13 protein-coding genes are annotated in these 13,247 nt (G+C 64.5%); 10 read left to right on the plus strand and 3 right to left on the minus strand.

All coding sequences use genetic code 11. From position 1 onward, the window contains the following. Nucleotides 1-3: 3 nt before the first annotated feature. On the minus strand, nucleotides 4-1,224 hold the full coding sequence (locus ACOQPD_RS12455; RefSeq protein WP_420612277.1) for an amidohydrolase family protein: 1,221 nt from the start codon (nucleotides 1,222-1,224) through the stop codon (nucleotides 4-6). Between the two features lie 320 nt (nucleotides 1,225-1,544). Between ACOQPD_RS12455 and ACOQPD_RS12460 the strand changes: the two genes are divergently transcribed. From ACOQPD_RS12460 to ACOQPD_RS12480, 5 genes are all read left to right on the plus strand, one after another. Continuing rightward, nucleotides 1,545-2,843 (plus strand): flavin monoamine oxidase family protein, encoded by a 1,299-nt coding sequence (locus tag ACOQPD_RS12460; RefSeq protein ID WP_420612278.1) that lies wholly within the window; start codon nucleotides 1,545-1,547, stop codon nucleotides 2,841-2,843. 325 nt (nucleotides 2,844-3,168) lie between these two features. Then, a complete protein-coding gene (locus ACOQPD_RS12465) occupies nucleotides 3,169-3,399 on the plus strand; it encodes a type II toxin-antitoxin system RelE/ParE family toxin (RefSeq protein ID WP_420612279.1) in 231 nt (76 codons plus the stop codon). A 24-nt stretch (nucleotides 3,400-3,423) separates the two neighbouring features. Further along, nucleotides 3,424-3,807 (plus strand): helix-turn-helix domain-containing protein, encoded by a 384-nt coding sequence (locus tag ACOQPD_RS12470; RefSeq protein ID WP_420612280.1) that lies wholly within the window; start codon nucleotides 3,424-3,426, stop codon nucleotides 3,805-3,807. 130 nt (nucleotides 3,808-3,937) lie between these two features. Beyond that, nucleotides 3,938-4,159, plus strand: a complete 222-nt coding sequence (locus tag ACOQPD_RS12475) for a CopG family transcriptional regulator (RefSeq protein WP_420612281.1) — start codon at nucleotides 3,938-3,940, stop codon at nucleotides 4,157-4,159. A gap of 4 nt (nucleotides 4,160-4,163) precedes the next feature. After that, nucleotides 4,164-4,610, plus strand: coding sequence for a TA system VapC family ribonuclease toxin (locus tag ACOQPD_RS12480; protein ID WP_420612282.1), 447 nt, complete (start codon nucleotides 4,164-4,166; stop codon nucleotides 4,608-4,610). 165 nt (nucleotides 4,611-4,775) lie between these two features. On the opposite strand, the gene ACOQPD_RS12485 is transcribed toward ACOQPD_RS12480, so the two are convergent. Next, nucleotides 4,776-5,855 carry a threonine aldolase family protein gene (locus ACOQPD_RS12485; protein ID WP_420612283.1) on the minus strand — a complete coding sequence of 360 codons (1,080 nt, stop codon included), beginning with the start codon at nucleotides 5,853-5,855 and terminating at the stop codon, nucleotides 4,776-4,778. Nucleotides 5,856-6,303: 448 nt separating this feature from the next. Then, entirely contained in the window at nucleotides 6,304-7,347 is a 1,044-nt protein-coding gene (locus ACOQPD_RS12490; protein ID WP_420612284.1) for a threonine aldolase family protein, read from the minus strand. 271 nt (nucleotides 7,348-7,618) lie between these two features. Here ACOQPD_RS12490 and ACOQPD_RS12495 point away from each other — a divergent pair, with 271 nt between their 5' ends. The 5 genes from ACOQPD_RS12495 (at nucleotide 7,619) to ACOQPD_RS12515 (ending at nucleotide 13,183) form a co-directional block, all read left to right on the plus strand. Further along, nucleotides 7,619-9,256 carry an ABC transporter substrate-binding protein gene (locus ACOQPD_RS12495; protein ID WP_420612285.1) on the plus strand — a complete coding sequence of 546 codons (1,638 nt, stop codon included), beginning with the start codon at nucleotides 7,619-7,621 and terminating at the stop codon, nucleotides 9,254-9,256. Between the two features lie 84 nt (nucleotides 9,257-9,340). Continuing rightward, complete coding sequence (locus ACOQPD_RS12500) at nucleotides 9,341-10,261, plus strand: ABC transporter permease (protein WP_420612286.1); 921 nt, start codon at nucleotides 9,341-9,343, stop codon at nucleotides 10,259-10,261. Between the two features lie 3 nt (nucleotides 10,262-10,264). Continuing rightward, entirely contained in the window at nucleotides 10,265-11,203 is a 939-nt protein-coding gene (locus ACOQPD_RS12505; protein WP_420612287.1) for an ABC transporter permease, read from the plus strand. Continuing rightward, entirely contained in the window at nucleotides 11,200-12,201 is a 1,002-nt protein-coding gene (locus tag ACOQPD_RS12510; RefSeq protein ID WP_420612288.1) for an ABC transporter ATP-binding protein, read from the plus strand. The genes ACOQPD_RS12505 and ACOQPD_RS12510 overlap by 4 nt, the downstream gene beginning before the upstream one ends. A 4-nt stretch (nucleotides 12,202-12,205) precedes the next feature. Beyond that, the gene (locus tag ACOQPD_RS12515; protein ID WP_420612289.1) at nucleotides 12,206-13,183 is read left to right on the plus strand and encodes an ABC transporter ATP-binding protein; all 978 of its coding nucleotides are present in this window, start codon (nucleotides 12,206-12,208) and stop codon (nucleotides 13,181-13,183) included. Nucleotides 13,184-13,247 lie beyond the last annotated feature (64 nt).

The following is a 13,247-nucleotide window of genomic DNA, read 5'->3' on the forward strand; positions in this document are numbered from 1 at the left end:
GGATCATGGGTCCACCAACCTTCCTGATCGGATGACCAGGCGTTCCGGTGACCACAACACGTCGGCTCGCTCGAAGGGGTTGCCATTGAGTACCAGGAGATCGGCGGCGGCGCCTTCCCGGATCACTCCCAGGTCCGGTCGTTGCAGGATGGCTGCGTTGACCGAGGTCGCGGAGCGCAGGACATCGGTCACGGTGTCGACCTCGCAACGGATCCTGAACTCGATCAGCTGCTCGTCTTCCAGGTCGCCCACCAGGTCGGTTCCCAACCCGATGCGTACTCCCGCCCGGCGGGCGATGTCGATGGATGACAGGCCCGCGTCGAGCACCTCGCGGTTCTTGGCGTCCGAGACCGCAGGCAACCCGAGGGCGGTGCCCCGCCGCCCCATGGCGTCGTAGGCGATCAAGGTGGGCACCAGGTACGCGCCGTGTTCCGCCATGAGCGCAGCCGCCTGTTCGGTGATGAGGTTTCCGTGTTCGATGGTCCGCACGCCGTTCGTCACCGAGTGGATGATTGCTTCGGGGGAGTAGGCATGGGCGGCTACGTAGGAGTCCCGCCGGGACGCCTCGTCGCAGACCGCGCGCACCTCTTGCGCGGAGTACTGCAGGCTACGGAGCGGATCCGTGGGAGAGGCCACACCCCCGGAAGTGAAGATCTTGATGGCGTGGGAACCGGTCCGGAAACGCTCCCGCACCGCCCGTCGCAGATCGTCGACGCCGTCGACGATTTCCCCGGCATGGTGGCCGAGAACCTCGACGGCCAGATGGCCGGGGCGCGGATCGGCATGTCCTCCGGTCTGGCTGAGACCCGGACCGGTGAAGAGGTAGCGGGGACCGTCGATGAGCCCCTCGTCGATGGCCATCCGGAGGCCGATGTCGCCGCCCGCGACGTCTCGTACGGTGGTGAACCCGCGGCGGAGGGCGGCTTCCAGGCGCCTGGCGGCCTTGGCGGACACGTAGCTCATCGGCAAGGCCTCGTTCTCCGTGAAATCCACGCTCACCAAGTAGGCATGCAAGTGGGCGTCGATCAGGCCGGGTGTCACGACACGACCGCGGGCGTCGAGCACCCGCGCCGCCTCCGGAGGCGCACCCTCCAAGCCGACGATCCGCCCACCCTTGGTGTGGATCGGACACTCCACCGGCTCCGGGCCGACACCGTCGAACACCAGACCGTTGACGATCGACAGCATTTCGGTGGTCAGCTGTGCCTCATACCCACCGGACATCCGATCTGCTCCCCACGAACGGGGAACCGCGGACATCTCGCCACAATCCCGGATAGAGCCATGGCCAACTCGATTCCTTCCTGAGCCGGAGTTTGCATACGGTATCAATGTGCTGCTGAGAATTGAAAGGGCACTCGATCTGCCTCTGGTCCACCTGCTTCCCGCCTCGGTGGACATCACATGATCAAGGGGATCACTGGCCACGCCACCCGGTGAGACGTAGGTTCGAGGGCTTGAATGGAGTCCGTGCGGGCCGCTCCGCGCGGCCGTCTCGTGGTAGCTTGCGCTCAGGTCATCTTTGCAGGCTGGAGGGCGGGCTCATGCATGACGTACTCGTTGTTGGTGGTGGTATCGCAGGGCTTACGGCGGCTCGTGATCTGGCTCATTGCGGGTACGGGGTGTTGGTGCTCGAGGCGCGGGATCGGTTGGGTGGGCGGACTTGGTGGAAGCGGTTTGGTGATACCGATCACCATGCCGAGATGGGTGGCACGTGGTTCGACGAGGGCACGCAGCTCAACATCGCCCGGGAGATCCAGCGGTATTCCCTGCCTACTGTTCTGAGCCCGGCGGGTCAGGCATTCCGGGTGTCGCTGGGGGGTCGTAGCCTGGCCCGTTCCGACCAGCCCGTGCCGCCTGATGTCCGGCCAGAACTGGACAAGGCCATCGATCACATTGTCGATCAGTCGCGCCGGGTGACGTTCGGGTCCGATCTCGACAGCCCGGACCTCTACGACTTGGACATTGCTTTCTCCGAGTTCGTCGCCCCCTACAGCGACCAGCAACTCGTCGACGAGTATCTCTCGATGTGGGCTGCTTTCGCGTTCGGCTGCGATCCCTCGGAGGTGTCGGCTTTGCAGGTCCTCACCTGGGTGGCGGGCTACGACAACATGACCTGGACGCTCGACGACGCCCCGGCCACGAAGTTCGCCCTGGGGACGGCGAGCCTGGTCGACGCTATGGCAGAGGACGGGGGTGCGGATATCGAGCTCTCGGCGCCGGTCGCGTCGATCGTCGACGCCGGCGGCCATGTCGAGGTGACCACGGCCGGCGGCGATACCCACCAGGCCCGGTTCGCTCTGCTGGCCACTCCGGTCAACACCTGGGAGGACATGGAGCTTCCGATCCCCACGGACTCGCTCAAGGCCAGGTTGGCCGCGGAAGGACTGGCGGGTCAGGCTGTCAAGCTTCATGCCCTGGTCGACGATGTTCCCGAGTTCCTCATGGCTTCGGGCTGGGGCGGCCCGCTCTGCTGGGTCTCGGAGCAGGCCAACTTCGACGGTGGCCGGCTCCTCGTGGGCATCGGCTCGGATGACTCGGCGATCGACGGGACCGATCCCGCCCAGGTGCAGCAGGCGATCCGCCAGTTCGCCCCGGAGGCGACCGTCCGGATGTGCGACAGCCACAACTGGTCGACCGACCCCTACGCCAAGGGGACCTGGACCACCTACCGCCCAGGCCAGCTGTCGCGCTACTACTCCGACTTCTTCGTGCCCCATGGCCGCCTCTATTTCGGTGGTTCGGACCTCGCCCGAGGCTGGGCCGGGTTCATGGACGGCGCCATAGAGAGCGGCGCCGAAACCGCAGCAGCCCTCAGCCGGCGGCTGGACGAGGACGGTTAGGGCCGGCGCTCCCCGGTTCGCTCAAACCGAACCCAGGGGCAGAAGGAAGGATCCGCTCGCGACCAGATGTCTCACGGCGGCGGCCGGGCATCCGTGGCTTCTGGTCGGCCCTGTCGAGGGGAGTCGGGGACCGCATGCCCACACACGCTCCGAAGTCAACTCTCAATAGTATAAGCGATCAGTTATACTAGAACTGTGTGGGAGGTCGAGTACACGAACGAGTTCGGCGACTGGTGGAACACCTTGACGGTGGATCAACAGGAAGCCCTCGACGACCGGGTCATGCTACTGGCAGACCACGGTCCTGCCCCTTAGGCGTCCTGTGGTGGGAGCCATAACGGGGTCCCGTCACAGCAACATGAAGGAACTACGCGCGTCAGCCGGGGGCGGCTCGTTGCGGGTGCTGTTCGCGTTCGACCCGCGACGGCAGGTGATCCTCCTGCTGGGCGGCGACAAGTCTGGCCGGTGGGACAGCTGGTACGAGTGGGCGATCCCGACCGCCGATCGTCTCTACGACACCTACCTCCAAGAGCTACGCCATGAAGGACTGATCTAAGAAACAGACGAAAGTGAACGGAACATGGTGAACGCCAAGAACTACAAGCAACTACACGACCGAGTTATCGCACGGCCCGGAGCAGTAGAACGCCTTGCCGCGCTGCGCCAAGCGACCCTTGCTGAGATCGGTCTCTACGAGATGCGCAGACAACTCGACTGTTCCCAGTCGGAGCTCGCTGCCGCTCTCGGGATCAGTCAGGCAGCCGTTTCCCAGCTGGAGAACGCGCAGGACCTGACCCTGTCCCGGCTACAGAAGTACCTCGAACCCCTCGGCGCGACGCTGCGCATCCACGCTGTGTTCGACAACGGGGAAGAGGAATACAGCATCCCCATCCGCGTCGGACGGAAGGCGTCCAAGAACCCGCATCGCCGCCATGCTGCTCACCACCGGGACCCTCGTGGATGACAAGCCCGAGCCTTCCGACCCCGATGCTCCCTGGTGGCGACCCCATGGGCAGCATGATGTAGGCAGCCGGCAAACACCAACTCCGCATGGTGATGTATAGGTAGCAGCATCATGATGCTAGAATCCGAGCATGAGGACGACTGTGACGTTGGCGGCAGACGTCGCCGCGGCTGTTCAGGGAATGCGGCGGGCCGAGGGAATCGGGGTCAGCGAGGCGGTCAACCGGTTGGTTCGCGACGGTTTGGTCAAGCCGGCGGCGGCAGCGCGCTACGAGCACATCTCGTACGAGTTGGGCCAGCGTATCGATATCGCAGACATCGGTGAGGTGCTGAGCCTGCTCGACGAGGTCTAGTGAGATGCTGCTCGACGCCAACCTGTTGCTGTACGCCACCGATAGGTCCAGTCCCCATCATGAGCGGTCCGCCGTTTGGCTCACGTCGGTTCTGCGCGGTGACCGGCGGGTCGGGATCCCGTGGCAGTCGCTCGGGGCGTTCCTGCGCATCGGCACCAGCCCCCGTGTGTACGAGAACCCCATGTCGGCCGAGCGGGCATGGGGATGCGTCCGAGCCTGGTTGGACGCGGAGCCGACCTGGATACCTCCGGCGACCGAACGCACAACTGCCATCCTCGGTTCACTCGTCACCGGCCATCACGTAACAGCCAATCTGATCCCCGACGCCATGCTGGCGGCTCTCGCCGTCGAGCACGGCCTCACGGTGATGAGCGCCGACACCGACTTCGCCCGCTTCGGAGAAGTTCGCTGGGAGAACCCGCTTGCCGGCGGCCAGTGGACTGTCCACTGACGCCGGCTTGTAGCGGTCCAGGCTCACGCGGCTGTACCCAGCATTGGGAACGTCGATCTGTCCCCTAGATGAGAGTTGCTTGCTCTAATCGACGACGTTCCCGAGTTCCCGATGGGCTGGGGCGGCCCTTTGTGCCGGGTCTCGGTGCGGCCACCCTCCCTCGGCTCATCGCGGGGTCAAGAGGGTGGCCAACACATCACACAGGCGGTCGGTGTCGTCCTGATCGACTCCCAGGTGCGTCACTATCCGGATGCGCCGTTCGCCGAAGGCCCCCACCAGGAAGCCTCGCTCGAGCAGTTCCGCCACCAGTTCGGCGGCGGCCGGCCCATCGGAGGAAATGTCGAAGATCACGATGTTGGTCTCGGTGGGCAGTACAGCCGCCACCAGTTCCAGGTCTTCGAGGGCCGCGGCTATCTGAGCGGCGTGACGATGGTCGTCAGCCAGACGCTCAACGTTGTGATCAAGGGCATACAGGCAGAGGGCCGCCATGAATCCCGACTGTCGCAGACCCCCCCCGATGAGCTGCCGGAGGCGCCAGACGCGCTGGATGAACTCTGCGGATCCGGCCAGCACGGCCCCGAAGGGGCAGCCCAGGCCTTTGGTGAAGCAGAGGGTGACGGAGTCGTATCCTTCCGCATACGTCGCGGCCGCTGTTCCGGTCTTGACCACCGCGTTCATCAGCCGTGCGCCGTCCATATGGGTCGAAACCTCGGCGGCGGCCGCCACGCCCGCCACGCCTCTGAGGGCCTCCAGGGGCCAGACGGCGCCTCCTCCCATGTTGGCGGTCTGCTCCACGGCCACCAGGGAGGTCTCCGGAATGTAAAGGTTGCCCTTAGGCCTCAAGGCGGCGGCCACCTGGTCCGGCGACAACATGCCGTTGACCCCATCCAGCACATGGGTCTGGACACCGGCTAGATAGCCCGGCCCGCCTCCCTCGAAGTTCACGATATGGGACGAACGTTCACAGATCATCTCGTCCCCAGGACGGCAATGCACTGCGACGGCGATCTCGTTGGCCATGGTCGCTGAGGGCATGAACAGGGCGTCCTCTTTGCCCAGCAGCGCGGCGACGCGGGTCAAGAACTCGGTCGTGGTGGGATCCTCGCCCTTTTGCTCATCCCCGAGAGGCGCGTCGAGAGCGGCTTGGCGCATCTCGCGGGAAGGCAGGGACTTGGTGTCGCTGTAGAAATCGGCGACCCCGGGAGGCAGAGGACCTGCCTGCTTCCCTCCGTAGGAACCCGCCAATTGCCACTCCTTTATCGACTAGAGATCGGCTCTGCGGTGCAGCCGGAGACGCTATCGGGCTACACCGCAATAGCCAGGCTACACGAATGCGATCTATTGCATTTGCGACTTGTAGGACTCATGAGCTGGAGCGCGGCATGGATGGCCGGAACTCCCGCTTGTTGAAAGGGGAGGATCCCCGGCCGAGGTAAGCGTTGTCCCCCGCGAACCGAGGCACGAACAAAGGAGGACACATTGGCTAGGGCATACAGTAGGTTCCTGGCGCTCACGGCGGTATTGGCGTTGGTGGCCTAGCTACCGGTGAGTGCATGGACCGGGGCTTCTCCCGCCGGCATGCACATACCCGACGGCGCCATCAAGGGCGGCGCCGAAACCGCAGCAGCCCTCGCCCGGCGGCTGGACGGGGACGGTTAGGGCCGGTTCTCCTCGATCGGCACTCTTTCCCCGGTCATCGCGGGGTCAGGAGGGTCTCCAGCGTTTGACACAGGCGGTCGGTGTCGTCCTGATCTACTCCCAGGTGGGTCACCACCCGAATGCGCCGGAGGCCGAAGGCGCCCACCTCAAATCCTTGCGAGCGGAGCTCCGCCACCAGTTCGGCGGCGGTTGGCCCATCGGAGGAAATGTCGAAGATCACGATGTTGGTCTCGGTGGGCAGTACAGCGGCCACCAGTTCCAAGTCCTCGAGGGCCGCGGCTATCTGAGCGGCTCGACGGTGGTCGTCGCCCAAGCGTTCTACATAGTGATCAAGGGCATACAGGCAGAGGGCCGCCATGAATCCCGACTGTCGCAGACCTCCCCCGATGAGCTGCCGGAGGCGCCAGGCGCGCTGGATGAACTCTGCGGATCCGGCCAGCGTGGCCCCGAAAGGGGAACCGAGGCCCTTGCTGAAGCAGAGGGTGACGGAGTCGTATCCCTCTGAATACGCACTGGCCGTTATTCCGGTCTTGACCACCGCGTTCATCAGCCGTGCGCCGTCCAAGTGAGTCGAAATCCCTGCGTCGGCGGCTACGCGCGCCACACCCCTAAGCCTGTCCAGGGGCCAGATGGCGCCTCCTCCCATGTTGGCGGTCTGCTCCACGGCCACCAGGGAGGTTTCCGGAAGGTACAGGTTTCCCTTAGGCCTCAAGGCGGCGGCCACCTGGTCCGGCGTGAACATGCCGTTGACTCCATCCACCATGTGGGTCTGTACGCCGGCCAGAAAGCCCGGCCCCCCTGCTTCGAAGTTAACGATGTGGGCAGAGCGGTCACAGATCATCTCGTCCCCGGGACGGCAATGCACTGCGACGGCGATCTCGTTGGCCATGGTCGCTGAGGGCATGAACAGGGCGTCCTCTTTGCCCAGCAGCGCGGCGACGCGGGTCAAGAACTCGGTCGTAGTGGGATCTTCACCCTTTTGCTCATCCCCGAGAGGGGCGTCGAGAGCGGCTTGGCGCATCTCGCGGGGAGGGATCGACTTGCCGTCGCTGTAGAAATCGGCGATGCCGGGTGGCAAGGGACCAGCCTTCTTCCCTCCGTAGGAACCCACCAATTCTCACCCCTTTCTCGAGAATCGATCCGGCTCTGCGGAGCAGCCGGAACGTTGTCAGACTACACTGCAATAGCCAGCCTACACGAATGCGATCTATTGCATTTGCGACTTGTAGGACTCATGAGCAGGAGCGCGGCATGGACTGTCGCAACTCATGCTTGATGATGGGGAAGGATCCCCGGCTGAGGTAAGCGGTTATCCCCCGCGAACCGAGACACGAGCTAAGGAGGACACATTGGCTAGGGCATACAGCAGGTTCTTGGCGCTCACGGCGGTGTTGGCGCTCGTGGTGTCTGCATGTGGAGGTGACGAAACCACCTCGACCACCCAGGCGCCGGCCACCACAACCACCCAAGCCCCGGTGGAGACAACGGAAGCTGCCCCGGAGACCACGCAAGCGGCGGAAACCGAGGCGCCCACCACGACCGCGGCCCCGGCCCCGGCCCCGGCGCCGGCAGGTGCGAGAATCGTGGTCGGCTTGGGCAACGAGCCTGGATCCCTTGACCCGCAGGCCGTGGATCAGTTTGCGATGTTCACCATCAACGGGAACGTCTTCGACAAGCTGGTGACGCGCGATTCGGGGGGTCAGCTGATCCCGGGCGTGGCGACAGACCTCGGCACACCCATAGACGACACCACATGGCAGTACACCGTGCAGGAAGGCATAACCTTCCACAACGGCGAGCCGCTCAACGCCGACGCGGTGGTGCACAGCGTTCTCCGGATCATCGATCCGGACTTTCCGACACCCCTCAAGGACAACCTCGGGACTCTGGTCGGGGCGGAAAAGGTGGACGAGTACACGGTGAACATCCTCACCAGTGGCCCCGATCCGCTGATTCCCACCCGGATGACGTTGTTGTATATCGTTCCACCGGAAGCCTCGCAGAGCGCCGACTTCGGCGAGAACCCGGTGGGCTCCGGTCCGTACCGGTTCGTGTCCTGGGAGCTTGGCGTAGCGGTCGAGCTCGAAGCCGATCCCGACTATCGGGGAGGCGCTCCCGCGGTATCGGAGGCACGTTTCACCTTCATCGAGGAATACGGCACCCGCCTCGCCGGAGTTCTCAATGACGAGATCGACCTGATGGTCGACCTTCTCCCCGAAGACGGGTCCAGAGTCGACCAGTCATGGACGACACCCACCGGGCTCAAGCAGTTCATCGTGTCGTTGAACGCTCGCGCCGGCAGTCCGGTCGAGGACGTACGCATCCGGCAGGCGCTGAACTACGCAGTCGACAAGGAGGCGATCGCAGACGGCCTCTTCTCAGGGATAGCCGAGGTGCTCGACGGCCAGATGCTCAACTCCAACTGGTTCGGATACAATGCTGACCTCGACCCCTACCCGTACGATCCCGACCGCGCTCGGGCGCTGCTGGCGGAAGCCGGGGCCACCGATCTGGAGATCCAGCTGGTCTCGTTGGTAGGAAACTCGCTCCTCGACCGCGAAACCACCGAAGCGGTAGCCGCCTACTGGGCCGATGTGGGAGTGAACGCCGACATCTTCATACCGGAGTTCTCGGAGTACATCGACCGGTTGATCGACCGGGAGAGTCGTCCCGACGCCATATTCGTGCCGCACGACAACCTCCTGTTCGACGGGGATCGAACCCTCTCCGCCTACTACCACTCGCAGGGATGCTGCGGGTCCATGGATCCGTCGGAGGCGGACGATTGGATCGATGCCGGAAGGACCGAGCTCGACCAGGCCGCTCGCCTTCAGATGTACAACGATGTGGGGCAGGCGGGGCACGATCAAGCCTGGTACGTCTGGCTGGTGAGCATTCCCAACGTGTTCGCCGGCACTGACCGTATCGATTGGTCCGCCCGCGCCGACGGGCTCATCCACCTGGCGGATATCGCCGTATCCTCATAGGAACCTGAACCAGGCAGATCGCCACCGGGCGCGTCGGAACCCTCGATGCGTCCGGTGGCGACTGACTCGACCTGGGAGTAGGCATTGGGCCGCTACGTGTTGAAACGCCTGTTCCAGGCCGCACTCGTGGTGGTCTCGGTGATGGTTGTCGTGTTCGTGGTCACCCGTCTCATCGGGGATCCCGTGGCCGTGATGCTGCCTCTCGAAGCCACAGCCGAGAACCGCGCCGTCATGGAGGCACAGCTGGGCCTGGACAGACCGATCTTCGTCCAGTTGGGCGATTACATCGCCGACGCCGTGCGGTTCGACTTCGGAGACTCCCTGTGGCAGCGCCGCCCGGCGATTGACATCGTGATGGAACGCTTGCTTCCCACCATGGTTCTGGTCTTCTCCGGTTTCGTACTGGGTCTGGTCCTCGGGGCGGTGATCGGCGTGGTCGCAGCGATTCGCCCCGGGCGGTGGATGGACCGGCTCTTCGTGCTCCTGGGTGTGCTGGGAATCTCGCTCCCTCAGTTCTGGATCGGACTGGTGCTGATCGTCTTTTTCAGCGTGGGCCTCGGCTGGTTCCCCACCTCGGGCTCGGGCAGCCTGAGGCACCTGGTCCTGCCTGCAACAGTGCTGGCCCTCCCCATCCTCGGGCGGATCGCTCTCGTCACGAGGTCGTCGATGATCGATGAGCTGAACACCCCGCATGTGAAGGACGCAACCGCCCGTGGGCTGTCACGGGCTCGCATCGTGATCGCTCATGCCTTCAGGGGCGCCGGTATCGCCACTATCACCGTCGCGGGGTGGGAGCTGGTCGGGGCCCTGGCCGGTGGAGCGGTCGTGGTGGAAACGGTTTACGCCTGGCCCGGCATCGGATTCACGGCTATACAGGCCATCGAGCGCCATGACATCATCCTCCTCCAAGGGGTGGTACTGGTCATCGCGGTCATCGTGGTCACCATCAACATCCTGGTTGATGTCACCTACACCCTTCTCGATCCGCGCGTCAAGTTCGATTGAATCATGAGCGCGACCGGTAGCGCCGACCGCCATCTCGACCGCCCTCCATCGCACGGCTGGATAAAGGCAGTTCTGCAGGACCCCTCCGCCCTGTTCGGCGTCGTCGTCCTGGTCGTGCTGGTGGGCGTGGCCCTGTTCGCACCCTGGATCGCTCCTCTGGACCCCACCAAGCAGGACCTCGGCGCTCGATTGATCCCGCCCTTCTATTCCGACGGCGGATCGTTCGAACACATCCTGGGTACGGATCAGCTGGGTCGGGATGTTCTCTCCCGGATAATCCATGGAAGCAGGATTTCGCTCACCATCCCCTTGGTGGCCGTGACGCTGGCCGGGGTATTCGGCACGGCGGTGGGTCTGCTGGCCGGCTACCGCGGTGGCAGGACCGACGCGATCATCATGCGGATCGTGGACACGCTGTTCTCCTTCCCCGGACTCCTCCTGGCCCTGACCATCCTCGCCGTGGTGGGTCCCGGATTCTGGACGCTTGCCATCGTGCTGTCCCTTCGCATCTGGATGGTGTTCGCGCGGATAACGCGCGGGTTGGTCCTTTCGGCGCGCGAGGCCGAATACGTGGACGCGGCGGAGCTGATCGGGGCTTCGCCGGTCCGCATCATGCTGCGCCATATCGCGCCGAACCTCACGGCGCCCCTTTCGACCCTGGCGGTGATCGAGGCGGCGCACGTGATCCTCTCCGAGGCCGCCCTCTCGTTCCTCGGCCTGGGAATCCAGTCGCCGCAGATCTCATGGGGGTTGGATGTGGCGATCGGACGGCAGTACGTCTTCTCGGCACCCTGGTTGATCCTCCTGCCTGGGGCCGCGATCGCGATATCTGTGCTCGGAATCAACCTCCTGGCCGGCAGGTTGCGGATAGCGGCGGATCCTCAGGAGAGCGCCAAGCGGTTCGCCGCGGCCGCCACCGTAACCGGAGCCCAGTCGGGATGACCGGCGATCGCCCTCTCCTGGAGATTCGAAGCCTGGAAGTGGTCTTCCCGACGCCGGGCGGAACGGTCCGGGCTGTTCGCGATGTCTCCTTGTCGGTCAGCCCCGGCGAGTCGGTCGGGATCGTCGGCGAATCAGGATCTGGAAAGAGCACGATCGCCCGGGCGGCACTGGGACTGATCGAATTACCGGGGCGGATGGTAGGTGGGGAGGTCCTGTGGAGGGGCCGGTCACTGAGCGACGAGAAGATCGCCCGCCGGTATCGTGGCCGCCAGATCAGCCTGGTGTCCCAGGATCCCATGGCGTCTCTCAATCCGATCCGCACGATCGGGGTCCAGATGACCGAGGTGATGGCCCGGCACTTGAAGCTCGGGAAACAGCAAGCGCGGAGACGAGCCGGCGACCTGTTGGAGAAGGTGGGGATCCCCGAACCCGGCCGCCGGCTCGATCAGTATCCGTTCGAGTTGTCCGGCGGAATGCAACAGAGGGTCGTGATCGCCATAGCCTTGTCCTGCGACCCGTTGATGCTCATCGCCGACGAACCGACCACAGCACTGGATGTGACCACCCAGGCGCAGATTCTCCGGCTGATCTCCTCCCTCCAGAAGGAACTGGGGTTGGCCCTCATGCTCATTACCCACGATCTCGGGGTGGTGGCCGGGGCCTGCGATCTTCTCAAGGTCTTGTATGCCGGAGAGATCGTCGAGTCGGGAACGGCGGACGCGCTGTTCCATCGTCCTCGCCATCCCTATACCGCCGCCCTGCTGGGAGCTACCCCTCGCCTTGACGGCACGGCCGAACGGCTCCGGATCATCACTGGCCAGCCGCCCGACCTCCGATCTGTGGACATCGGTTGCAGCTTCTCTCCCAGGTGTCCCAACTCGACGACGCATTGCGAATCCGAGCATCCGGTTCTGGAACCGGATTCCCGCGGCGGGATGTTCGCCTGCTGGCATCCACAGAACCATCTTGATTCCCGCTCCGTGCCTCGGGAAGGGTGAGGACATGAGTCGTCCACTGCTCGAGGTTCAGGGGCTCAGCGTGGAATACGACGTGGGCCGCGAGGGTTTCTGGGGGCAGCGTCACACCCGGTTGCGGGCCGTGGACGACATCAGCTTCTCGGTCGAACGCGGCCAGACATTCGGGCTGGTCGGGGAGTCGGGCTCGGGCAAGACCACCACCGGGCGGGCCATCCTCGGACAGGTACCGATCAGCAAGGGTCGCATCATCTTCGACGGCCAGGAGATCACCCGGATGGATGGCCGCCAGTTGCGTTCCATGCGCCAGAACATGCAGCTGATCCCTCAGAACCCCTACGGCAGCCTCAACCCCCGGATGAACGTCCGGGATCTCATCGCCGAACCCCTCGTGGTTCATCGGCGGGTCAGGAACGCCCGGCAAGCTACGGAACGAGCCGTCGAGTTGCTCGAGTTGACGGGAATGAGCGCGGCGGACCTCCACAAGTATCCGCACGCATTCAGCGGTGGCCAGCGCCAGCGAATCGTCATCGCCCGCGCCCTGGCGCTGAACCCGCATCTGATCATCGCCGACGAGCCGGTGTCCGCCCTGGATGTGTCCATTCAGGCTCAGGTTGTCAACCTGTTGCAGGATCTGCAGGAGCGCCTTCGCCTGACCTACATATTCATCTCCCACGACCTAGCAGTCGTACGCCACATATCCCATCGCATAGGAATCATGTATGCAGGAAAGCTGGTGGAAAGAGCCGACAGGGACCGCATCTACCAGAACCACATCCACCCATACACCGAGGCCCTGCTGTCATCCGTGCCCATCCCCGATCCGACCGTAGAACGCGCTCGGCGGGGGGAAGTTCTCCCCGGTGAGCCGCCCGATCCCATCTCTCCTCCGGCGGGGTGCCGTTTCCATACCAGGTGTCCCCTATCGCAGGCGCGGTGCGTTGAGGACGAACCCCCCATGGAGAACAGGGCGCCTGCACACCAAGTGGCATGCTGGGTCCGGTAGCGTCCGAGTCTCGCCTCGGGCGGACGGGGCAGGATACCGGCAACGGGGCAGAAGAAAGGCGACT

Source organism: Candidatus Spongiisocius sp., assembly GCF_965221825.1.
In the GTDB taxonomy this organism is placed as follows: Bacteria; Actinomycetota; Acidimicrobiia; order Spongiisociales; family Spongiisociaceae; genus Spongiisocius.